The organism is uncultured Negativibacillus sp. (genome assembly GCF_944388365.1).
Lineage (GTDB): Bacteria > Bacillota > Clostridia > Oscillospirales > Ruminococcaceae > Negativibacillus.
This window is the reverse complement of the sequence record NZ_CALXIN010000006.1, coordinates 1-21,166: the sequence shown is the minus strand read 5'-3', so window position 1 is coordinate 21,166 and position 21,166 is coordinate 1. Positions and strand designations below refer to the sequence as shown.

Here is a 21,166-nt window from a genome sequence, read left to right as displayed (position 1 = left end):
TGCATGGGAAATCCAAATCGTGACGAAGATTTGCAGAGCAACAAGTCCTTTCAGCTTTCCATCTGGAAGCGGCTGTTTCCTTTTGCGAAACCCTATCGCTGGCTGCTTTTGCTCATCATCGTCACCAACATCATTATCTCGATTGTAGACGTACTGCTGCCGCTGTTTCAGCGCTATGTCGTCAATAACTTTATTGAAAAGGGAACACTGGACGGATTCAATACCTTTATTGCAGCTTACATCAGTGTGATTGTTCTGCAGGTGCTCAGCTTCGTATTCTATACACTCAGCGCCATGAAGGTGGAGATGCGCATGGGACGCGACCTCAAACGCGCCTGCTTTGTCCATCTGCAGACGCTGTCCTTTTCCTACTACAACGTGACGCCGGTCGGCTATATTCTGGCGCGTGTCATGAGCGATACCAACCGTATTGCCGCCATCACCGCCTGGGATTTGATCGACATCCTCTGGGCATTGAGCTATGTGCTGTGTGCCTTTGTGTCGATGGCAATGCTCGACCTTCGGCTGGCGCTGATGGTCATGATTATTGTGCCGGTTATCGCGGTGCTGACCACCTACTTCCAGAAGCGGATTCTGTTCTGGAACCGCAAGGTGCGTTCGATCAACTCCCGCATCACCGGCGCCTTCAACGAGGGCATCATGGGTGCAAAGACCTCCAAGACGCTGGTCATCGAGGACAAAAATACCCACGAATTTGCAGATCTGACCGAAGAAATGCGCAGTGCATCGGTACATGCAGCGGGACTCAATGCGCTGTATATCCCGCTGGTCATGCTGGCAAGCTCGGCAGCGACCGCCATCGTGCTCTATCGCGGCGGCGAGATGGTGCTGGAATATGGCATGCTCATCGGTACGCTGTCGGCGTTCACCACCTATGCGGTGTCCATCTTTGAGCCGATTCAGCAGATGGCAAGGGTGCTTGCAAACATCATCGCTGTCCAGCCAAACATCGAGCGTGTCATGGGACTGCTCGACCAGAAGCCAAACATCGTCGATTCTCCGGAAGTTGTTGCAAAATACGGCGACAGCTTCCATCCAAAGAAGGAAAACTGGGAGCCGATCAAGGGTGACATCGAATTTGACGATGTGTCCTTCCGTTATCCCGACGGCGAGGAGGAAGTGCTCAGCCACTTTAGCCTGAAGATTCCAGCGGGAACAAACGTCGCTATCGTCGGCGAGACCGGCGCAGGAAAATCTACCCTGGTCAACCTTGCCTGCCGCTTCTTTGAACCGACCGGCGGCCGTATCCTGATCGACGGCGTGGACTACCGCGAACGCAGTCAGCTCTGGCTGCACAGTCGGCTGGGCTATGTGCTGCAAAACCCGCATCTGTTTTCGGGAACGGTCATGGAAAATATCCGTTATGGCAGACTGGATGCCACCGATGAGGAGGTCAAGGAGGCTGCGAAAGCGGTTTCCGCTGATACCGTAGTAGAACATCTGGAAAATGGATATGACAGCGATGTCGGCGAAGGCGGCGATAAGCTCTCCACCGGTGAAAAACAGCTGATCTCCTTTGCAAGGGCAGTATTGGCTGACCCAGCCATCTTTGTGCTGGATGAGGCGACCAGCTCGATCGACACACAGACCGAGCAGCTCATCCAAAACGCAACGCTGCGCCTGTTGGAAGGAAGAACTTCCTTCCTGATTGCACACCGTCTGTCCACCATCCGCCAGGCAGACCTGATTTTGGTGGTCAAGGATGGAAAAATCATCGAGCAGGGCAAACACGAGGAGCTGCTGCGCAAGGGTGGTTATTACCACGATCTCTACTCCAAGCAGTTCCAGGCGGAGGAGATGCATTCCAAGCTCAATACAGCATGCTAACCATAAAAAAACACATCCCAATCAGGGATGTGTTTTTTTATGGTGTATTATCGTTTGCGATTGTTGGAGCGAGGTGGTTCTCTTCGCTGTGGTGAGGAACCCTGCTGCAGTTGTCGACGCCGTGCCTGAGCAGCTTTTTTGCGGGCGATGCGCTTTTTATATTTGCGCTTGTTGCGGATGCGGATGATCAGCAGCAGAATCACCAGACCCAGGAAGATAAAGAAGATGATTTTGACGACATTGAAAATCTTGTTAAACAATTCCTGCCGTTCTGCCTTTTTCTGCGCTTCAATCTCGCTGAAGGTCACCACGTTGACCTGTAATTTCAGAGCAGCCATGGTGGGCACCATATACTGAGAAGCATTCTGTGCACTGGCACTGTTCATCGAGAAGGTCAGCGTGGAAGGCATGTCCTCGTTTTGATAGTAACGTCCCGGGATATCTGCACTCACGCTGATGTCCTCTTTGGAGAAGTTTTTGTGAACCAGGACGGTGAAATCTCCGTCGGTGGAGAAGGTAGCGGTGCCGATCATCTGGCTGCCTTCGCCGCGCTGATCGTAAACAGGGGTCTTGAAGCCTTCCGGAGCAAGCTCTGCTGCGGTGTAGGTGACCGGTACAAAGTTATTGTAGCAGTAGTCCAGCAGATTGGTCATGTCGTTTTGGATGACGTAGGAGTTGCTTCCGGTGCAGTTGAGAGCAACGCAGATCAGTCGGATGCCGTCGCGCTCTACCACCGATACAGCAGTGTGGTTGCTCTGGGTTTCATAGCCGAGCTCAACGCCCAGAGTGCCTTCGTAGTAGTTGTCGCTGCCGCTGAGCATCATTCCTTCGCGGGAACGTTTCCAGTTGCGCGGCAAGGACTGCTTATTGGTGGAAGCCATGGTATATTCGGTCTGGCTGAAGTACTGCAGGAAGTTGGTGGTCTGCAGCGCGTAGCGGGTAATCAGCGCCATATCATAGGCGGTAGTGTACTGGTTTTCATTGTACAGGCCGTGTGGATTCATGAAGTTGGAGTTGACGCAGCCCAGCGACTTGGCTTTTTCATTCATCATTTCGACAAAGCCTGCCGTATAGCTGGTGGAGCCGTCGGACAGTGCAACCGAGCGGTTGGCTGCCTTTGCAGCACAGTCAGCAAGAGCGTTGGCGGTGTCGTCCGCAGACTGAAGGATGGTACCATAGATCAGGTCGAGCACCTTGACGTTTTCGTCCTGTGTGATGGCAACATAGGTGCTGTCGCTGAATCGGTAGGACTCAGGATAGGTAGGAAAGACGTCCTCGGTGGTGACGGTATATTCTCCTTCGGGATCAACATATTCCAGAGCCAGCGCGGTGGTCAAAATCTTGGTGATGCTGGAAGGATACTGCTTTTTGTCCGGATTTTTGGAGATCAGCACCTGACCGGTGTCAGCGTTCATAACGATATAGGAATCGGATGTGATGGTCGGAAGGGCAGTGACCTCGGTGCTTCCAGTGGTGGAAGTTCCTTCGGACTGTGTTGTGTCAGTTGTACCGGTTTCACCGGATTGCTCGGTGCTGTCCGTGGTCTGGCCTTCCTGTGTTGTGGTATCGGTGGTTGTCTGTGAGGTGGTGCCGGTTTGAGCAAAGACAGGCAGCGCCACCTGGCAGGCAAGAACCACTCCCATCAACAGGGAAATGATCTTTTTCAAGAGAGAAACCTCCTTGGCTATGTAAAATTCATAACAGACAATGTTATCTTCTGCTTTATCTTAACATATTTTATCGGAAAATAGAAGGACTAGGAGGGAGTTTTTCCAATTTTAAGGTACAAAAATAGAAAAAGTGCGGTACAGAAAGCGGCAATTTGCATAAAACAGCACCGGTCGAGCCAGAATATAGAACGAAAAAAGCGAAGATAAAACGCTCTTTTTACAAACCCTAAATGGAAAGAAAGAAGGATGAAAGATGACCAAACTGACCTGTCATGTAACCTCCTGTGCAAGCAACTGCGACAGCTGCTGCTGCCGCCCATCCATCAAAGTGCAGGGCAAAGGCGCCTGCAAATGCAGCGAGACCGAGTGCCAGAGCTTTGAGAGAAAGGGACTGATCGAGATGTTTAACGGCGTAGGCGCCGGCGCAGCAAATCCGTCCTGTGAGGTGCGTTGTACCGCAGATAACTGCCGCCACAACTCCCACGGCAGCTGTACCGCAGCTCACATCGACATCGAAGGCATGGGTGCCGATGTCCGCAGTCAGACCAACTGCAGCAGCTTCCAGGCAAGATAATAAAAAGAGGTTCCGAAGTTTGTGCTTCGGAACCTCTTTTTATTATCGGACATTGTACCTGCAAAAAATTGCTTCGTCCTGCTCCATGCTAAGATAATGGAAGCCCAGCTTTTGCAGCAGAGCGATGGAAGCAGTGTTCTGCGGCAAAGCACCCGCTTTTACAGTTAAAATCCCCTGTGCAAATAACCGCTGAATCAGTCCTTCCACGGCCTCAAAGCCGTATCCCTGACGGGCATAGTCAGGGGAGATGGTGTAGCCAATCCAGCAGCAATCCTTCTCCTGCCGCAGATAGAGGTCTCCGAGCAGGATGTCGGTCTGTCGGTCAGCGACGGCAAGCTGAATCCCTTCGGACAGCGGGTGCGGCTGCAAAAGTTCTTGCCGATACTGTTCCAGCGTAAGACCTTTAAAGCCCTGATACTGCATCCAGGAAAGGTTGTTGCGGTACTGGATGAAGCGCTCAAGGTCCTTTTCCTGAAACAGGCGGATGTGGCACCGGTTTGTAAAAAGATTATCTATCGACAGGGAGAGGGCTTTGATCTGCATCATCGGATTCCTCCTTCCTTTTTACAGAAGCAGTGGAGAATGTTCGAAGGAACGGTGATACGGCAGGTCGATGATCGGACCATGCAGCTGTTCCTCGATGGCTGGACGGTAGCGCAGCAGCAGCTCCTGTTCCAGCTGGCTTGGTTGATAATCCAGCAGCAGAGGAAACTTGTACTGGGCTGCCTGCATCGAAACGCCGAACAGAGCGCACAGATCCTCGGCGCGCCGCAGATAGCCTTTCTGCAAAAACTCCCGTGCCACCACCGATGGGATCAGCAGCGAGGAGGCAAAGGCGTTTGCCTGCATCTCCTGTGCAGGTCCGTCGCAGTCGTGCCGGCAGCAGATGTGTCCAATCTCATGGGCGACCGACCACCGTTTGCGCGAGGAGGAGAGGATGTCGCGGTTGTACAAAATCAGATGCAGGCGGGGCATCTGCAGCACAACACAGTCGCGGCTGTTCTGAGCCAAGAAATCCTCCGGCTGTGCTCCCACACAGTGCGCATAGTGCTGGATGGAGTCCACCAGAATGGTGCCGCTGCAATCCAGATGAAAGGGATCGGTTCGCACCGACCGAATCTGCTGGCGCAGCAGGAGTTTGACGGCGAGCAGATTGGCCCGCTCCGTAGGTGACATGTACACATCGCCTGCCTTTTTCCTCAATTTTGTGGCTGCTGTTATTCCTGCTCGTCCTCTTCGATGCCGATGGCACGCAGATAAACGTCAATGGTGTCGCGGAAATTGCGCAGAATTCGGCTGCGGTCCGCCTCCGGAATCTTTTGTGTATGGCGGGCAAAGATCAAAAACTCCGGATCATCCAGCAGCTGCTGCATCTCCTTTGTTTCGTCCTGGCGCACGTCGGTTTTTCCGCGGAGGTAGTCCTCCGAAACATTGTAAAATTCTGCGATTTTAGGCAGATATTTGAGATAGGAACGGTTGCTGCCGTTTTTCCAGTTGGTGATAACATTGCCGGAAATGCCAAGAAAATCAGCCAATTCCTTGCCGGCTCCGTGTTTGGTTCCCATACATTCCAAAATTCTTGTAAGGACGATATCCATCCTCCGACCTCCTTTGATCTGCACAGTGTCGAGTCAGTTTCTGTGCGAATTTGTTCAAAAGATGAATCATATATCTATCATTATCCTCTGTCATGGATGATGATACCTCATTTTTTGAAAAAAAACAAGGGTAAAATCACACAAAATTCGACATAATCATTTGATTTTCGACGAAACATGGAATAATAACAAACAAGATCGCAGGAAATTACTCTTTTTCGTTGTTCTGAGAAAGATAGCGTTCGATCGCTTCATCCGAGTAGGAGAGCAGATGACCATACTCCACAGCAATCTGGCGGCGTGCCTCACCACAGTAGGCTCCCTGCTCGATCAGCTGCTGTTTGCGCTGCTTGAGTTCCAGATACAGCTGGATGTCCTTTTCGTCGCGGTAGTAGATAATGTTAAATTTTCCCTTGTTCATCGAAATCGGAAACAGGTCGGTCAGCAGCGGACTTTCGTCGAAGTAGAAGTGGTTGCCATATTTTTGACAGATTTCCTCCGAGAAAGGGATCAACGCCTGCGCTTCCTCTCTGGTGTCGGTGGGATGACTGAGCGCAATGCGTTTGACACCGGCTTTGACCACTTCGTTGAAGGCGTCGATGACGCCGCACTGGTAGGAAAATTGATCGAGAGATGAAAATTGACTCATAAACAACGCTCCTTTGCTTTTTTAAAAATTATAGCATTAGGCACAGTACAAAGGCAATCTTTTTTAAAAAGTGAACATACCGGAAAGAAAAACCGTCCGCCGGTTTTCCAGCGAACGGTTTGTTTAAATAGCTCCTAGATACCCATCGAGATACCCAGCGCTTTGGCGGCGCGGATCTCGTCACAGTCGGGAGAAACGGTCTTGAGCTTGCCGGCGACCTCCTCCAGCGGCACCGAGGTGATCTCGTTGTTGTGGATGGCGACCATCCGACCGAACTGCTTGTTGGCAATCATTTCGGCGGCTGCGGTACCAAAGCGGGTGGTCAGGATGCGGTCGTAAGCACAGGGCGAACCGCCCCTCTGGAAATGGCCAGGGATGGTGACGCGGATCTCCTGACCGGTGCGCTCGGTGATCTCGTTTGCCAGGCGGTAGGAGATGGAAGGCTCCTTCATGCTGGCGCGGGCAGCCTTGAACTCTTTCTTGCTCATGGCTGCTTCCTCCTTGGACATCGCACCTTCAGCAACAGCGAGGATGGAAAAGGCTTTGCCGTTTTTCTTGCGCTTCTGCAGTACCGAGCAAACCTTGTCCACATCGTAAGGAATTTCAGGGATGAGGATAACATCTGCACCGCCCGAGATGCCGGCATGCAGCGTCAGCCAGCCGACCTTGTGACCCATAACCTCGACGATGAACACTCTGCCGTGGGAGGTAGCTGTCGAGTGGATGCAGTCGATGACGTTGGTGGCGATGTCTACGGCGCTCTGGAAGCCAAAGGTCATATCGGTGCCCCAAAGGTCGTTGTCGATGGTTTTCGGGAGACTGACGACATTGATGCCGTTCTGTGCCAGAAGGTTGGCGGTTTTGTGGGTGCCGTTGCCGCCCAGAATGACCAGGCAGTCGAATTTATATTTTTTACAGGTTTCCAGCATTTTGTCAAGCTTGGTTTTTCCGCCGAATTCTTCCAGTGGGGTGCACATGGTCTTAAACGACTGGCGGGAGGTGCCCAGAATGGTGCCGCCCAGTGTGAGGATACCGGAAAAATCTTTGGGGTTCATTTTCTGGATGTCTCCGTAGATCAGACCGCGGTAACCGTCGCGGATGCCGTAGATCTCCACATCCTTGCCGAAACGATAATACAGTGCCTTGGCAACACCGCGCAGCGCAGAGTTTAATCCCTGACAGTCGCCGCCGCTTGTCAACATACCGATTTTCATACAAATACCCCCTGTTTTTGAAAACATCTTAAAAACAAAATCTATAATATTTTTAGTATAAATCCTCGACCGTTAAAATACAACAAAGGAAAAACAAAAAGTTTGTAAAGTGCTGGTAATTGCATTGTAAAAGAAAAGACATCGAGGACAGATTACGCATCTGTCCAGAAGATTTTTACAGGAATAAACGGCACAAAACTTCCCAGACTACTGTCAGAAAAACAGATGGGAAGTGGATGTGTGTACTTCAATAAAGTGGAGATCTGCGGAGTCAATACCGCCAAACTGCCGGTGCTGAAGGAACAGGAAAAGACAGAGCTGCTGCGCAGGTGCAAATCCGGCGACAAGCAGGCAAGAGAAGAGCTGATCCAGGGCAATCTTCGTCTGGTGCTCAGCGTGGTGCAGAAGTTTTCCAACCGCGGCGAAAATCTGGACGATCTGTTTCAGGTGGGATGTATCGGACTGATGAAGGCGATCGACAACTTTAATCCTGACCTCGATGTGCGGTTTTCCACCTATGGAGTGCCGATGATTATCGGGGAGATCCGACGCTTTCTGCGGGACAACAATGCCATCCGCGTCAGCCGTTCGATGCGCGATATGGCCTACCGTGCCATGCAGGCCAAGGAGAGCTTCATTCATGAGATGGGACGCGAGCCGACGGTCGAGGAGATTGCCCAGCGGCTGGAGTGCAAAAAAGAGGATGTGGTGCTGGCGCTCGAGTCGGTGGTCGATCCGGTGTCGCTGTATGAGCCGGTCTATTCGGACGGCGGAGATACCATCTTTGTGATGGATCAGGTGGGAGATCACAGCGATGACCGCGACTGGCTGGAGGAGATCAGCATGCGCGATGCCATCCGCTCGCTGGGAGAGCGGGAAAAACGTATTTTGACACTGCGCTTTCTGGCAGGACGGACACAGACCGAGGTGGCGCGGGAAATTGGTATCTCTCAGGCACAGGTGTCCCGCTTGGAGAAGAGCGCCCTGGACCGCATCAAAGGTCAGATGCGGGAGGACTAGATACAAGCCCTGCGACGTTTTCACAGCAGTTGAAAACGTCGCAGGGCTTGTGCTACAATGGGAAAAACAGAAATGGAGGAGGATGACAGGATGGAACTGACCATTTGCGAAGCAGAACCGAAGGATGCGCAGGAGATTTTGGATTTTACCAAACGGGTGGGAGCACAGACAGAGAATCTCAGCTTTGGCGCAGAAGGGATTGGCTGTACACTGGAAGGAGAACAGGCTTTTCTGACCTCCTGTGCTGCCTCGGATAACAGCCTGTTTCTGATAGCGCGTCAGGATGGAAAGCTGGTTGGCACAGCAAATCTTTCCGGCTTTGCCCGTGCACGGATGCATCATCGCGGCGAGATTGGAATTTCGGTTGACAAACAGGTGTGGGGACAGGGCATTGGAAGAATGCTGATGCAGACGCTCCTTGGATTTGCAAAGGACAGCGGTTTTCGTGTCCTGTCGCTGGAGGTGCGCAGCGACAATGCGCGCGCTATCCACCTGTATGAATCGTTTGGCTTTGTCAAATATGGAACCTTCCCGGGATTTTTTGAGATTAACGGGCAGCTCATCGACGTTGACTGCATGGTTCTGCATCTAAAATAAGGAGTAGGAATGACAATGGACTTAAAACAGAGGGCAAAGCAGCTGACCGCCGATATTCCTGCACTGGCGCTGGCACTGAAAGACCGGCGCACACCACTGTTGGCGAAGGTATTGGCAGGTCTGGCGGTGGCTTATGCGCTGTCTCCTATCGACCTGATCCCCGACTTTTTGCCGGTGATCGGCTATCTGGACGATGTGCTGCTGCTTCCGGTGCTGGTGGCATGGAGCGTCAAAATGATTCCACCGCAGGTATTTGCCGAGCACCGTGCCAATGCAGCCCAGATGTGGCAGAAGGGACAGAAGCACTGGTATTATGCGCTGCCGGTGGTGGCCATCTGGGCGCTGGTGCTGCTGGTTGTATTGCTGGCGCTGCTGTAAAGAGGAGGGAAAACGGTGGCAAACTGGAATCCATGGCATGGCTGCCGTAAATACAGCGAAGGCTGTCAGCACTGCTATGTCTACCGCATCGACGCGGCTCACGGCAAGGATGCCTCGCAGGTGTACAAAAACAAGGAGTTTGACCTGCCTATGCGCCGAAAGCGCGACCGAACCTATCAGCTGGCGCCCGGGACGTTTGTTTACACCTGCTTCAGCTCGGATTTCTTTCTGGAGGAGGCCGACAGCTGGCGGCAGAGCGCCTGGGAGATGATCCGCTGGCGCAGCGACCTTACCTTTTTTATCATTACTAAGCGGATCACCCGCTTTGACGAGTGCCTGCCGCCGGACTGGGGAGAAGGGTATGAGAATGTCCATATCTGCTGTACGGTGGAAAATCAGCGGCAGGCCGACATCCGTCTGCCGGTTTATCAAAAGGCACCGATTCGCCATAAGAGCATCATCTGTTCGCCGCTATTGAGCGCCATCGACCTGCGTCCTTATCTGGGTGACTGGGTCGAGGAGGTGGTGGTCGGAGGCGAATCAGGACCGGAAGCCCGTCCATGCGATTATAATTGGGTGTTGGATCTGCGGGAGCAGTGTGTACAGGCCGGTGTGCCGTTTCACTTTATGCAGACCGGTGCAAGGCTAATCAAAGATGGAAAGTGCTACCGAATTCCCCGAAAATATCAGCACAGTCAGGCCAAAGCCGCCCAAATCAACTTTGTGCCGGCAAACAGAACAGCACCTTGGGAGAAGGCTCCGGTGATGGGAGAGGAAAATGAATAAACATACAAAAAGCAGGGTACAAAACACCCTACTTTTTTGTGTTTTTCTAGCTGTAATTTCCACGAATGCGAAACCTGAAGAATTGTTTACAAGGTTTACAAAAAGTTTATGGGGGAAAATCTTGACCGGAGTGGGCATGGTTGTTGTATACTAAAAGCGAAAATGAATGTATAAATATAATTTTCATGCAACAAAATGGACGAAAACAAGGTAGGGGATGCAATGAAACGTTATCTTGCAGCAATCATGTGTATCGGTGTGTTGTGTGCGACAGGCTGCAGTCAGCAGGAGGAAACAACTGCGGAGACAGTGCAGCCGATTGTATCGACGGAAATGTCGGTTCAGCAGGAGGAACAGGAACAGAAGGAGGTGGAAGTGCAGGGAAGCGTCTCCTTTGCAGATGCCGGAGAGCTGGACAGCGGACAGCAGCAGCTTATCACCGATTTTCTGGATCGTTATTATCGGTCGCTGGCCAAATTTTCGATGGTTGATTTTGAAGAACTGTTTCTGGATGATGCCCTTGCACAGATCGAATTGGAACGGCAGATCTGGAATTATCAGATCACCGTGCGTTCGATGCAGAATACCGATCTGCATCTGAACGGATACTCCTCCAGATTGTGGGTGGATTCGATGGAGGAACAGGAAGATCAGTCGGTGCAGCTCCGACTGTCGGAGTACAGCGTACAAAACTTTGTGCAGTATCCAGATGTGGAGGCAAAGACCGATGATCTGACCCACATTTTTACCTTGAAGCAGGAGGACGGCAGCTGGAAGATTGTCAGCCATATGACCTATGACCGGCTGTACTGGTCGCTGCCGGAAGATTTCCGACAGCTGATGCAGAGCGCAACCGATGATGCACAGATCATCGCCAATATCCAGCAGAATATCGAGCAGATCACCGCCGACCTGGAGGAGAATCTGACGCAGCGGGAGCAGGATACAGTTTTGACGCTGCCACAAGCGACGCACAGCTACGACCGAGAAGCAGCGGTGGCATATGCGCGCCAGTGGGCAGCTGACCGCAATGAGCAGTGGGCGGACTATTCGATGAATGGCGGAAACTGCCAAAACTTTGTGTCCCAGTGTCTGTATGCGGGCGGTATCCCAATGGATATCCAAGGGGATTATGTGTGGAAGTGGTACGGAGATACTCCGGACAGCTCAGCTAGAGCGACCGGACGTTCCGCCTCCTGGTCGGGCGTCAACGAATTTTCGGAATATGTACAGAACAACACCGGCAGCGGAATGGTCGCAGTAGCCGATGCACCCTATGACAGCGGAGAAGTGGGCGACGTGCTGCTGCTTGGATTTAATGAGGAAAACTTCTATCATGCCGTCATTATTACCGATGTTATCACCGATGAGGATGGACAGGTGATCGACTATCTGATCCACTCCAACACCATCAACGAGGAGGACTATCCGGTCAGTGCCTACGGCTATACTTGTCAGCTTCTGGTAAAGATCTGCGGATGGAACTAGCCTTTTTACGCCAACAGCCCGCACGGAATTATCCATGCGGGCTGTTGGCTTTCATTGGGGATTCTCTGTCTATTGCTTGGAAAATGTGAAGGTGTCGGTAATTGTTTTGCGCTCAGAGGCAAATTGGTCGATCACTTTGGCGTCGTCGCTGTCCGGTTCATAGGGATTGGACTGCAGCGGATACATCACCACAGTGATGCCTTCGTCGGAGGTACCCAGCTCCACCGGCAGTGGACCGCCCTCCTCCTGCATTTTTGTCCAGCTGTCCGAACTCATCTGTTCAAAGGTGACCAAATTGCTGTCGCCGCTCTCGCCCTGATAGACGGCATGAACGACCTGAATCTTTTCGCCGTTGTATTCCCGTTCCTCCAGATCGTAGCGGATGCGGTCGCTGACGCAGTCAGGCAGCTGCACTGTGAAAGCGAGCGACGAAGGAAAATCGGAGACTGCTTTGCCGGAGGAACAAGCGGTCAGCAGCAGTGCAAGGGTAAGCAGTGCACACAACAGCATACATAAGTTTTTCTTCATACAGATCCTCTCCTTTATGGATGATGGCAGAAGGATTCTTCCTTCTGCTTGTAATATCCCGCAGAGCTGCAAAAAGCTGCAAATGGAGAGAGATTACATCGCATAGCTGACCGCTACATCCGAGCCGAAAGGAGTGAGTGCCAGCCGTGCAAACTTAAAGCACTGCATTCCAAACGGGATGCCCACGATGGTCACACAAAACAGGATGCCATGGATGGCGGAAGAAACAGCCAGTGCAAACCCGCCGAAGATCAGCCACAGGATATTGAGCAGCAGAGAAGATGCTCCGCCGCCGTAGACGATCACCTTTCCAAAGGGGAAAAAGGCAAGGTGTGCAAACTTAAAGCACTGGATGCCCACCGGAATGCCGATGATACTGATGCACCAGCATAATCCCACCAGCGTCCAGCCCAGACCCATCCACAGGCCGCCAAAAAGAAACCAAATCAGATTGCCGATTGTTTTCATCGTTTTGCTCCTTTTAAATAATGAATAGATTATCAAAAATTGTGTTTAGTCTCTCTGTGAAATGAAACGGGAGTCAGCGTGCATGTTCTTCAAAAAGAAGGCTCTATTTTGTGAATAATCTGAAAATAAGATGACAGATAGCTGCATTTTTCAATTCCTGATTTAAAAAGCAGAAGATGGGTGATATAATGAAAGAAAAAACAGAAAGGGGCGTTTTTATGACGCGGCAGACCGTTTCACTCAAAAAACAATTTGAAGTATTTGACAACTCCCTGCGCTATCGCATCCATAACCTGCTTCCACAGCTGATGGAGGAGACCGGCTATGATATGTGGATCATCCTGTGCAGAGAGTACAACGAGGACCCTGTATTTACCACTATGATTCCGTCGCTGTGTCTGACCGCGCGGCGCCTGTCCTGTCTGGTTTTTGTAAAGCAGGGAGATCACTTCGGCGCCTATAATTTTGGCCGTCCAGATGAGCGGCTGGCGACCGTCTATACCCAGGCATACACCGACATCAAAAAGGATCAGATGGAGGAGCTGTCCGCCTTTGTCCGCAAATGGAATCCGCAGAAGATCGGTATCAACTGCTCCGCTACCTTCGCGCTGTGCGACGGACTTTCTAAGGAGCTGTATGATAAGCTGTCTGCGGCACTGGATGAGCAGGATCGTGCAAAGCTGTGCAGTGCAGCTCCGCTGGCAATCCGCTGGATTGAGGCGCGCACCGAGGAGGAGCTTTCCCGCTATCGCACCATCTACGGTCTGGCAATGGACATCTGTGAGGAGGCATTCTCCCGCAGCGTAATCGTTCCAGGTGTCACCACGACCACTGAGGTGGAGGAATGGATTGCACAGGAGATCAACCGTCTGGGCCTGCGCTTTTGGTTCAGTCCTCATGTTGATGTACAGCGTCAGGGACTGGAAGGTCTGGGCAGCTGCGGAGAGATCATCCGCCACGGCGACCTGCTGCACTACGACGTCGGCATCTGCTACTTTGGCCTGTGCTCGGACAGCCAGCGTCTGGGCTATGTGCTGCGCGAAGGCGAGACCGAGGTCCCGCAGGAGCTGCAGCAGGGCTTTGCCCGCACCAGCCGTTTCCAGGACATTGTTGCACAGGAGCATCTGACCGGACGCACCGGCAATGAAATTCTGAAATACAGCCTGGACCGCGCCAAAGAGGAGGGCATCGAGGCTTCGCTCTACTGCCATCCGATCGGTTTCTTTGGACACAGTGCGGGCACGGTCGTCGGACTGTGGGATATGCAGAACGGCATCGGCGCCTACGGCGATGTCCCGCTGCACAAAAACACCTGTTATGCACTGGAACTGAATACACAGAGCAACATTGCTATGTGGGGCGGACAGAAGGTGCGCTTCTGTGCTGAGGAAACGGTCGCCTTCACCGAGGACGGCGTGCTGACCTACCTCTATCCAGGTCGAGACAAAATCTACGCCATCTAAGTTTTGTCAGAATCGGCAATATCACTTGAAATTCGGAGGGATTCGTTTTATAATAAACGGAAAGTGCGATTTAGCACTTTAGAGTGATAATATGAAAGGGCGGTATTGCATGGAAAATTACGTTATTACCATCGCCAGAGAATACGGAAGCGGCGGAAAAACCATCGGAAAGATGCTGGCTGACCATCTGGGAATCCCATGCTACGACATGGAGATTCTGCGCATGGCGTCGGATGACAGCGGAATCAGCGAGCAGCTGTTTGCAGAGTCGGACGAACAGCTCAAGCGTCCCATCTTTTTCAAACCCTCCAAGAGCGTTTACACCGACGAGCTGATTCCGCCAGGAAGCAAAAACTTTGTTTCGGAGCAGAACCTGTTTAACTATCAGGCAAAGATCATCAAGATGCTGGCAGACAAGGAGTCTTGCGTCATCATCGGACGCTGTGCAGATTTTGTGCTGAAGGATCGTCCGAATGTGCTGAAGGTCTATGTTCATGCACCGTTTGAAAACTGCGTCAAGACCACCATGGAGATCCGCAACCTGGATCAGGCGGAAGCAGAAAAATTTGTCCGCAAGGTCGATAAGCGCCGCGGCGACTACTATCGTTACTTTGCCGGCCGCGACTGGAAGGATGCGGATAACTACGATCTGTGTCTGGACAGTGCTACACTGGGCTGGGAAAAATGTATGCAGATCGTCAAAGCCTATCTGGACATTAAGATGAGCTGATACAGATTTTGATTGAAAGCAACACCTATTTAGATTTTTTTCTAAATAGGTGTTGCTTTTTCTATGTTGCGATGCTATAATCTATTTAGAAAATTTTCTAAATACTTTTTAAGGGAGTGAGGATTGTGGGATTGGCAGAAACGTTCAAAGCTCTTTCCGATCCGGTAAGGAGAGAGATTCTGCTGCTTTTACGAAAAGGAAAAATGTCCGCGGGAGAGATTGGAGCACATTTTGATATGACAGGAGCGACCGTTTCCTATCATCTGTCTCAACTGAAAAAAGCGGAACTGATTGTGGAAGAAAAAAAGAAAAACTACATTTATTATCAGCTGAATACCAGCGTGTTTGAGGAAATCATGATGTGGATTGCACAGTTTTCCCATCAGGATGACAAGGATGATGAAAAGGAAAATCCATAATCAAAAGATTTTTCACTGTCTGGAAAAGAGGGATTATGATGAAAAATACAAACGAAAGGACAATCAAAAATATTCGTTTTTGGAGAGTAGCGGTCGTGCTTCTAATGTTGATTCCGATGCTGGAGGTTCTGGTTCTGCTCCCATTCCTGCCGGATACAGTGGCAGTGCACTGGGGCATCGGTGGAACACCGGACCGATACGGAAGCAGGTATGAGCTGTTGATACCATCCGTGGTTGTTATTTTAGTGGGAAGTCTGCTGCTCAAGGAGTCCTTTGGCAGACAGCCCAAAGGGTTTCGGGCGGGAGGATTGCTGACATTGGTTATCTTCAATATTATCCAGCCGATGATTTTGTATGTGACAGTCCATCCTCAAGTCAATATTTTGGATATTTCTTTTGGAAGAGTGGTTTGTGGACTGATGTCCCTTGTGATTATCGTGACAGGAAATTATCTGCCGAAAGTTTCGTGGGAATACAGGCTTAAAAGAAAGCACGGATTCCGCACGCGCTATGCGCTTTCGGATGAGAATGTCTGGGCACATACACAGCGCTTTGCTGGATATGCCTACATTACAGCCGGATTGATTGGGGCTGTTGCAGCAGTGTTTTTGTCGGATTTTGTCTGTGTACTTGTACTGCTGTTGAGTATGATTTTAGCCACGATTCTCATTTATTACTATTCCTGGACCATCTGGAAGGAAATGCAGGAAAATGAGGAAAATCTCAGACAAAAATAAAAATATTTACAAAAATTGTCTTTACGAGGTCCAAAATCTGCGTTATAATAAGGACAATTCAAGGTTTTCATTGTTTGTGATAATGGAACCATTATGAAAATTCGATTCAGGAGGAAACTTATGTTCAAGAAAATTCTTTCCGCTGCTCTTGCTATGGCAATGGTTTTGAGCATGACAGTTGCAGGTTCCGCAGCGTCGCTCACACTCAGTGGCAAAAAGAGCTCCACAACCTCGGACAAAACAACATCTTCGACAACCACCACCACAACAACTACAACGACAACCTCGTCTGATGAAGCATATGATTTTTGCCAGACACAGCTGAAAAACGATAAACTGGCGCTGGCAATGCACAACGCCTTTGTCAACGGACTGCGTTCGTACAAAAACAAAATTACCATCAGTGTCAAAGGCTATACCTATGACCAGATTGAGGCTGCGTTCAAACTTTCTTTCCAGATGATTCTGGACGAGCATCCAGAGCTGTTCTGGCTGGATACCATGCAGAACATCGCTGTCAGCGCTGATCTGAGCACCATCACCTTCTATCCACGTCCGGCAGCAGGCTATGGTACAGCAAGCAAGGACGGGCTGTCCGCTTCCACCATCAATACCACTGCAATCAAAAACACCACCACCAAGATGAACAATGCTGTGGCAAAGATGACTGGTTCCGGCTATGAGCTGATTAAAAACATTCACGATACCATCATCAGCAATACCAAGTATCCTGCAAACCCTGAGAATGCAACCCACAACCAGCATCAGGCAGTTGGCCCGCTGGTAGAAGGTCAGGCAGTTTGCGACGGTTATGCAAAAGCATTTAAGTATGCCTGCGACCAGAAGGGAATTGATTGTCTGATCGTCGTTGGTCAGGCAACCAACAATGTGGGCGATACCGGCTCCCATGCATGGAACTATGTGAAACTCAACGGCAAATGGTATCAGGTCGACACCGACTGGGATGACCCACAGGTCAAAGGAGACAGCACCAAGAGCTACCTCATCTACGATTACTTCATGACCGGCACTGTTAAGAACGACAGCCGCCGCGTAGATGCGTCGATGAACTACCCAACTCTCTCCAGCACAAGCTATGGCAAATAAACAAAATCACCGATAAGAAACGCCGGACTTTTTGTCCGGCGTTCTTTTTATAAAATTTAGAGAAAAAATATGTAAAAAATGCTTGACAAATAAAATGAGGCATAGTATAATATAAAACGTTGTCACGGTACGACACAAAAATGGGAGCTTAGCTCAGCTGGGAGAGCATCTGCCTTACAAGCAGAGGGTCACAGGTTCGAGCCCTGTAGTTCCCACCAGACTTATTAGCTCAGTCGGTAGAGCACCTGACTTTTAATCAGGGTGTCCGGAGTTCGAGTCTCCGATAGGTCACCAGAAAAAAGCGACTTGTTGAAAAACAAGTCGCTTTTTTGTTGTTCAAAAATCTTTAGCACCTCATCGCTGATTGGAAAATATCAAATCCAACGTTTTCCACCAGCTTTTTTGTCTATTATTTCACAAATTTACGGTTGCCCTGTAGATAGAATTTATAGTATAATAGGAAACAGAAAGAATGTATGCAATAAAAATGAATTTATAACATAAATATTTCTTTAAAATGAAATTATGAACAGGGGAACGGATAGATGGAGTCAAACTATACAGAACACAATTCCAAAACGATTGACCAATGGGTCAAAGAAGGCTGGGAGTGGGGACAGGAGATCGACCATGCCACCTGGGAAAAGGCAAAACAGGGCGAATGGTCGGTGCTGCTGACACCGACCAAGCCGGTTCCGAAGGATTGGTTTTGTCCGATGCAGGGAGCAAAAATTCTGGGACTTGCCAGCGGCGGAGGTCAGCAGATGCCCATCTTTACAGCACTGGGAGCAGAATGTACCGTACTGGACTACTCGCAGGAACAGCTCAACAAGGAAAAACTGGTGGCACAACGGGAAGGGTACCACATCACCACGGTGCGGGCAGATATGACGAAGCCGCTTCCATTTGCAGATGAGAGCTTCGACCAGATCTTTCATCCGGTGTCCAACTGTTATGTCAGGGAAGTCAGACCGATTTGGAAGGAGTGCTTCCGCGTATTAAAAAAAGGCGGCATCCTGCTTGCCGGTTTCGACAACGGATTTAACTACCTGTTTGCCGGCGATGATGAGACCACCATTCATTACGCGCTGCCGTTTGATCCGTTGCAGAATCAGGAACAGTATGAAGATTGTGTCGAGCACGACGATGGATTTCAGTTTTCCCACACGATCGAGGAACAGATCGGCGGACAGCTGGAAGCGGGATTCCTGCTGCAGGGAATCTATCAGGACACCAACGGAACAGGGTTTTTGCACGAAATGAATGTGCCAACCTTTTATGCGACAAAGGCAATCAAGCCATAAAATAAATACTAGAGAATATTGTAGAACAGATGGGGGAAAATCATGAAGAAAATTGGATTTATCGGATGCGGTAATATGGCAGGGGCGATTATCGGAGGCATCATCTCTTCCAAACTGCTGAAGAAAGAGGAAATCGTGGCGGCGGAGATTATGGAAGCAGCCAGAAAGAATGCAGAACAGAAGTTTGGAATTGAAACCACCAGCGACAACAAGAAGGTCGCCACTGAAAGTGAAATTATCGTGCTGTCGGTCAAGCCGCAATTTTATCAGGAGGTCATCGAGGAAATTCGTCCGATCATCTCCAGAGATACCATTGTGCTGACCATCGCTCCTGGTTTTACCCTGGAAAAACTGGCGAGCTTGTTTGCAAAAGGACAGAAGATCGTCCGCGCGATGCCAAATACACCGGCATTGATCGGAGAAGGAATGACCGCAGTTTGCCCGAATAAAAACATCACCACGGCAGAGCTGGACTGGATCAAAAAGCTGCTGAGAAGCTGTGGCATGGTGGAGGTCATCAAAGAATATATGATGGATGCAGTGGTTTCCGCTTCGGGCAGTGCACCGGCGTACGTATATATGATGATCGAAGCGATGGCGGATGCTGCCGTGATGGATGGAATGCCGCGCGCCAAAGCCTATCAGTTTGCAGCACAGGCGGTAGCAGGTTCCGCAAAGATGGTGCTGGAAACCGGCAAACACCCGGGCGAGCTCAAAGACGCTGTTTGCTCGCCGGCAGGAACCACCATTGAGGCAGTCCGTGTGCTGGAGGAAAAGGGATTCCGCAGCGCAATCATCGAAGCAATGCGGGCCTGTGCAGATAAATCCCGCCACATGGCATAAAAGGAAAATTACAATAAAAAGAGGAAAGGGTTTGTCCTTTCCTCTTTTTTGTATCCTTGGATCACTCGACCGATGTTGACAAAGTCGACGGAAAAACTTCATCAGGAATGCTGCTTTTGTATTTTTCAACGAAAGTAAAGCAGAGCATTTTTTATGGCAAAAAAATCGTTGACATGAAAATAAGACAGGAGTAAACTATATCCCGTGTGAAAAAGGGCAGGATATCCTGCGGTGAAAATATTTTGCCCCGAAAAAGGAGGAAGAACATTGCGCAAACAAAACGACCTTGGTAAGGACGATATCAAGCAGCTGGTCAGGAGACTTGCAATCCCCTCGATGCTGGCGCAGTTTGTCAATGTGCTGTACAGCATTGTTGACCGTATGTACATAGGAAACATCCCTGAGGTAGGAGAAGTTGCTCTGGCAGGTGCCGGTGTGTGCGGACCGATCGTGACGCTGATCTCCTCCTTTGCCTTTCTGGTAGGTATCGGCGGTGCGCCGCTGATGGCGATTCGTATGGGAGAGGAAAACCAGGAAGGTGCAGAAAAGATACTGGCAAACTGCTTTGTCATGCTGCTGGGATTGTCAGCGATGCTGACCGGTGCAGCGATTGCCTTTCGAGAGCCGATGCTGATGTTCTTCGGAGCAAGCGAACAAACCTTCCCTTATGCCTACGATTATTTGACCTTTTATGTGACAGGTACGGTCTTTGCCATTCTGACGGCGGGCCTTAACCAGTTTATCACCTGTCAGGGCTTTGCCAATGAGGCGATGCTGACCACCATCATCGGTGCAGTGATGAATATTGTGCTCGACCCGATCTTTATTTTTGTGCTGGGCATGGGTGTCCGCGGTGCAGCGGTTGCAACGGTTCTTTCGCAGGCTTGTTCCTGTGCGTTTGTCCTATGGTTTTTGTTTGGATACCGTGCCCATGTTCGAATCACGCTGGGTGGTTATTCTGCCAGGGTGATGCTGCGGGTGCTGACCTTCGGCTTCTGCCCGTTCATCATCATCGCCGGCGACAGCGTGCTGATTATCGCGCTCAATACCGTGCTGCAGCGCTACGGTGAAAATGGCAGCGGCGATATGCTCATCGCCTGTGCGACCATTGTCCAGAGCTATATGCAGATTGTCACCCTGCCTCTGGGTGGCATCACCAGTGGTACCCAGCCGATTTTGAGCTTTAACTACGGCGCCAAAAACACCGACCGCATCCGCAAAGGCGAGAAGGAGATTGTCAAGCTGGCATTTCTGTTCTGCCTGATTATGTTCATCATCTCACAGACGGTGTCGAGCGTCTTTGTTCGCTTGTTCACACAGAACGAACAGTACATTCAGCTTTCGGTCTGGGCCATCAAGGTCTTTACCTTCGGCATTATTCCGCTGGCGCTGCAGTATGCGTTCGTAGATGGATTGACGGCACTGGGCATTGTCAGGGTGTCGGTATCCTTGTCGGTGTTCCGTAAGGTTGCGTTCCTGGTGCTGACATTGCTGATTCCGGCCTACTTTGGTGCGACGGCAGCGTTCTATGCCGAGCCAATCGTGGACATCTTCTGCGGATTGTTCAGCACAGCGATATTCCTGTCGCTGATTGGGCGCATCCTGCGCAAACGTGAGCAGATGCCCGACGGACAGTCGCTGTATTCCTAAGTGAAAAATAAAAGAAAACGCGGGCGGTTCCTCTTGAGAGGAACTGCCCGCGTTGTTGTTATAGCGTAGGTATCAAGGAATCCTTTTATTGAAGA

The 21,166-nt window shown here is 50.5% G+C and carries 23 protein-coding genes and 2 tRNA genes; 17 read left to right on the top strand and 8 right to left on the bottom strand.

Going from position 1 to position 21,166, the window contains the following annotated elements; translation table 11 throughout:
• Positions 1–3: 3 nt before the first annotated feature.
• Positions 4–1,848 carry an ABC transporter ATP-binding protein gene (locus Q0L39_RS01810; protein WP_296626634.1) on the top strand — a complete coding sequence of 615 codons (1,845 nt, stop codon included), beginning with the start codon at positions 4–6 and terminating at the stop codon, positions 1,846–1,848.
• 47 nt (positions 1,849–1,895) lie between these two features.
• On the opposite strand, the gene Q0L39_RS01805 is transcribed toward Q0L39_RS01810, so the two are convergent.
• Complete coding sequence (locus Q0L39_RS01805) at positions 1,896–3,515, bottom strand: hypothetical protein (RefSeq protein WP_296626633.1); 1,620 nt, start codon at positions 3,513–3,515, stop codon at positions 1,896–1,898.
• Positions 3,516–3,771: 256 nt separating this feature from the next.
• Between Q0L39_RS01805 and Q0L39_RS01800 the strand changes: the two genes are divergently transcribed.
• A complete protein-coding gene (locus Q0L39_RS01800) occupies positions 3,772–4,092 on the top strand; it encodes a DUF1540 domain-containing protein (protein WP_296626632.1) in 321 nt (106 codons plus the stop codon).
• 42 nt (positions 4,093–4,134) lie between these two features.
• Here the strand turns inward: Q0L39_RS01800 and Q0L39_RS01795 are convergent, their stop codons facing one another.
• From Q0L39_RS01795 to Q0L39_RS01775, 5 genes are all read right to left on the bottom strand, one after another.
• The gene (locus Q0L39_RS01795) at positions 4,135–4,638 is read right to left on the bottom strand and encodes a GNAT family N-acetyltransferase (RefSeq protein ID WP_296626631.1); all 504 of its coding nucleotides are present in this window, start codon (positions 4,636–4,638) and stop codon (positions 4,135–4,137) included.
• An 18-nt stretch (positions 4,639–4,656) separates the two neighbouring features.
• Positions 4,657–5,268, bottom strand: a complete 612-nt coding sequence (locus Q0L39_RS01790; RefSeq protein ID WP_296626630.1) for an ImmA/IrrE family metallo-endopeptidase — start codon at positions 5,266–5,268, stop codon at positions 4,657–4,659.
• A 41-nt stretch (positions 5,269–5,309) separates the two neighbouring features.
• Positions 5,310–5,690, bottom strand: coding sequence for a helix-turn-helix transcriptional regulator (locus Q0L39_RS01785; protein ID WP_296626629.1), 381 nt, complete (start codon positions 5,688–5,690; stop codon positions 5,310–5,312).
• Positions 5,691–5,898: 208 nt separating this feature from the next.
• Positions 5,899–6,339: a hypothetical protein gene (locus Q0L39_RS01780; RefSeq protein WP_296626628.1), complete on the bottom strand. Its 441-nt coding sequence runs from the start codon at positions 6,337–6,339 to the stop codon at positions 5,899–5,901.
• Positions 6,340–6,473: 134 nt separating this feature from the next.
• Positions 6,474–7,553: an ATP-dependent 6-phosphofructokinase gene (locus Q0L39_RS01775; RefSeq protein ID WP_296626627.1), complete on the bottom strand. Its 1,080-nt coding sequence runs from the start codon at positions 7,551–7,553 to the stop codon at positions 6,474–6,476.
• Positions 7,554–7,793: 240 nt separating this feature from the next.
• On the opposite strand from Q0L39_RS01775, the gene sigG reads away from it, so the two are divergent.
• The 5 genes from sigG (at position 7,794) to Q0L39_RS01750 (ending at position 11,822) form a co-directional block, all read left to right on the top strand.
• Entirely contained in the window at positions 7,794–8,573 is a 780-nt protein-coding gene (gene sigG / locus Q0L39_RS01770; RefSeq protein ID WP_296626626.1) for an RNA polymerase sporulation sigma factor SigG, read from the top strand.
• A 90-nt stretch (positions 8,574–8,663) separates the two neighbouring features.
• Positions 8,664–9,170 carry a GNAT family N-acetyltransferase gene (locus Q0L39_RS01765; RefSeq protein ID WP_296626625.1) on the top strand — a complete coding sequence of 169 codons (507 nt, stop codon included), beginning with the start codon at positions 8,664–8,666 and terminating at the stop codon, positions 9,168–9,170.
• A 15-nt stretch (positions 9,171–9,185) separates the two neighbouring features.
• A complete protein-coding gene (locus tag Q0L39_RS01760; RefSeq protein WP_296626624.1) occupies positions 9,186–9,548 on the top strand; it encodes a DUF1232 domain-containing protein in 363 nt (120 codons plus the stop codon).
• A 15-nt stretch (positions 9,549–9,563) separates the two neighbouring features.
• Positions 9,564–10,334, top strand: coding sequence for a DUF5131 family protein (locus Q0L39_RS01755; RefSeq protein WP_296626623.1), 771 nt, complete (start codon positions 9,564–9,566; stop codon positions 10,332–10,334).
• Positions 10,335–10,556: 222 nt separating this feature from the next.
• The gene (locus tag Q0L39_RS01750) at positions 10,557–11,822 is read left to right on the top strand and encodes an amidase domain-containing protein (RefSeq protein WP_296626622.1); all 1,266 of its coding nucleotides are present in this window, start codon (positions 10,557–10,559) and stop codon (positions 11,820–11,822) included.
• 69 nt (positions 11,823–11,891) lie between these two features.
• On the opposite strand, the gene Q0L39_RS01745 is transcribed toward Q0L39_RS01750, so the two are convergent.
• Positions 11,892–12,350, bottom strand: a complete 459-nt coding sequence (locus Q0L39_RS01745) for a hypothetical protein (RefSeq protein ID WP_296626621.1) — start codon at positions 12,348–12,350, stop codon at positions 11,892–11,894.
• 93 nt (positions 12,351–12,443) lie between these two features.
• Entirely contained in the window at positions 12,444–12,818 is a 375-nt protein-coding gene (locus tag Q0L39_RS01740; RefSeq protein WP_296626620.1) for a YccF domain-containing protein, read from the bottom strand.
• 218 nt (positions 12,819–13,036) lie between these two features.
• Here Q0L39_RS01740 and Q0L39_RS01735 point away from each other — a divergent pair, with 218 nt between their 5' ends.
• From Q0L39_RS01735 to Q0L39_RS01690, 10 genes are all read left to right on the top strand, one after another.
• Complete coding sequence (locus Q0L39_RS01735; protein ID WP_296626619.1) at positions 13,037–14,281, top strand: M24 family metallopeptidase; 1,245 nt, start codon at positions 13,037–13,039, stop codon at positions 14,279–14,281.
• Between the two features lie 109 nt (positions 14,282–14,390).
• Positions 14,391–15,011 carry an AAA family ATPase gene (locus tag Q0L39_RS01730; protein ID WP_296626618.1) on the top strand — a complete coding sequence of 207 codons (621 nt, stop codon included), beginning with the start codon at positions 14,391–14,393 and terminating at the stop codon, positions 15,009–15,011.
• A 125-nt stretch (positions 15,012–15,136) separates the two neighbouring features.
• Positions 15,137–15,430: an autorepressor SdpR family transcription factor gene (locus tag Q0L39_RS01725; RefSeq protein ID WP_296626617.1), complete on the top strand. Its 294-nt coding sequence runs from the start codon at positions 15,137–15,139 to the stop codon at positions 15,428–15,430.
• A gap of 38 nt (positions 15,431–15,468) precedes the next feature.
• Positions 15,469–16,167: a DUF1648 domain-containing protein gene (locus Q0L39_RS01720; RefSeq protein WP_296626616.1), complete on the top strand. Its 699-nt coding sequence runs from the start codon at positions 15,469–15,471 to the stop codon at positions 16,165–16,167.
• Between the two features lie 120 nt (positions 16,168–16,287).
• Entirely contained in the window at positions 16,288–17,274 is a 987-nt protein-coding gene (locus Q0L39_RS01715) for a transglutaminase domain-containing protein (RefSeq protein ID WP_296626615.1), read from the top strand.
• Positions 17,275–17,416: 142 nt separating this feature from the next.
• Positions 17,417–17,492, top strand: a tRNA-Val gene (locus tag Q0L39_RS01710).
• Positions 17,493–17,568 (top strand) — tRNA-Lys (locus tag Q0L39_RS01705).
• Positions 17,569–17,819: 251 nt separating this feature from the next.
• Complete coding sequence (locus tag Q0L39_RS01700; RefSeq protein ID WP_296626614.1) at positions 17,820–18,578, top strand: class I SAM-dependent methyltransferase; 759 nt, start codon at positions 17,820–17,822, stop codon at positions 18,576–18,578.
• Positions 18,579–18,620: 42 nt separating this feature from the next.
• On the top strand, positions 18,621–19,421 hold the full coding sequence (gene proC, locus Q0L39_RS01695; RefSeq protein ID WP_296626613.1) for a pyrroline-5-carboxylate reductase: 801 nt from the start codon (positions 18,621–18,623) through the stop codon (positions 19,419–19,421).
• 267 nt (positions 19,422–19,688) lie between these two features.
• The gene (locus Q0L39_RS01690; RefSeq protein WP_296626612.1) at positions 19,689–21,071 is read left to right on the top strand and encodes an MATE family efflux transporter; all 1,383 of its coding nucleotides are present in this window, start codon (positions 19,689–19,691) and stop codon (positions 21,069–21,071) included.
• Positions 21,072–21,166: the final 95 nt, after the last annotated feature.

Coding starts and splice junctions, on each gene's coding strand:
- Q0L39_RS01715 (WP_296626615.1), top strand. CDS start 16,288: ATGTTCAAGAAAATTCTTTCCGCTGCTCTTGCTATGGCAATGGTTTTG.
- Q0L39_RS01720 (WP_296626616.1), top strand. CDS start 15,469: ATGAAAAATACAAACGAAAGGACAATCAAAAATATTCGTTTTTGGAGA.
- Q0L39_RS01730 (WP_296626618.1), top strand. CDS start 14,391: ATGGAAAATTACGTTATTACCATCGCCAGAGAATACGGAAGCGGCGGA.
- Q0L39_RS01745 (WP_296626621.1), bottom strand. CDS start 12,350: ATGAAGAAAAACTTATGTATGCTGTTGTGTGCACTGCTTACCCTTGCA.
- Q0L39_RS01735 (WP_296626619.1), top strand. CDS start 13,037: ATGACGCGGCAGACCGTTTCACTCAAAAAACAATTTGAAGTATTTGAC.
- Q0L39_RS01760 (WP_296626624.1), top strand. CDS start 9,186: ATGGACTTAAAACAGAGGGCAAAGCAGCTGACCGCCGATATTCCTGCA.
- Q0L39_RS01800 (WP_296626632.1), top strand. CDS start 3,772: ATGACCAAACTGACCTGTCATGTAACCTCCTGTGCAAGCAACTGCGAC.
- Q0L39_RS01700 (WP_296626614.1), top strand. CDS start 17,820: ATGGAGTCAAACTATACAGAACACAATTCCAAAACGATTGACCAATGG.
- Q0L39_RS01810 (WP_296626634.1), top strand. CDS start 4: ATGGGAAATCCAAATCGTGACGAAGATTTGCAGAGCAACAAGTCCTTT.
- Q0L39_RS01775 (WP_296626627.1), bottom strand. CDS start 7,553: ATGAAAATCGGTATGTTGACAAGCGGCGGCGACTGTCAGGGATTAAAC.
- Q0L39_RS01795 (WP_296626631.1), bottom strand. CDS start 4,638: ATGATGCAGATCAAAGCCCTCTCCCTGTCGATAGATAATCTTTTTACA.
- Q0L39_RS01750 (WP_296626622.1), top strand. CDS start 10,557: ATGAAACGTTATCTTGCAGCAATCATGTGTATCGGTGTGTTGTGTGCG.
- Q0L39_RS01785 (WP_296626629.1), bottom strand. CDS start 5,690: ATGGATATCGTCCTTACAAGAATTTTGGAATGTATGGGAACCAAACAC.
- proC (WP_296626613.1), top strand. CDS start 18,621: ATGAAGAAAATTGGATTTATCGGATGCGGTAATATGGCAGGGGCGATT.
- Q0L39_RS01790 (WP_296626630.1), bottom strand. CDS start 5,268: ATGTCACCTACGGAGCGGGCCAATCTGCTCGCCGTCAAACTCCTGCTG.
- Q0L39_RS01780 (WP_296626628.1), bottom strand. CDS start 6,339: ATGAGTCAATTTTCATCTCTCGATCAATTTTCCTACCAGTGCGGCGTC.
- Q0L39_RS01740 (WP_296626620.1), bottom strand. CDS start 12,818: ATGAAAACAATCGGCAATCTGATTTGGTTTCTTTTTGGCGGCCTGTGG.
- Q0L39_RS01765 (WP_296626625.1), top strand. CDS start 8,664: ATGGAACTGACCATTTGCGAAGCAGAACCGAAGGATGCGCAGGAGATT.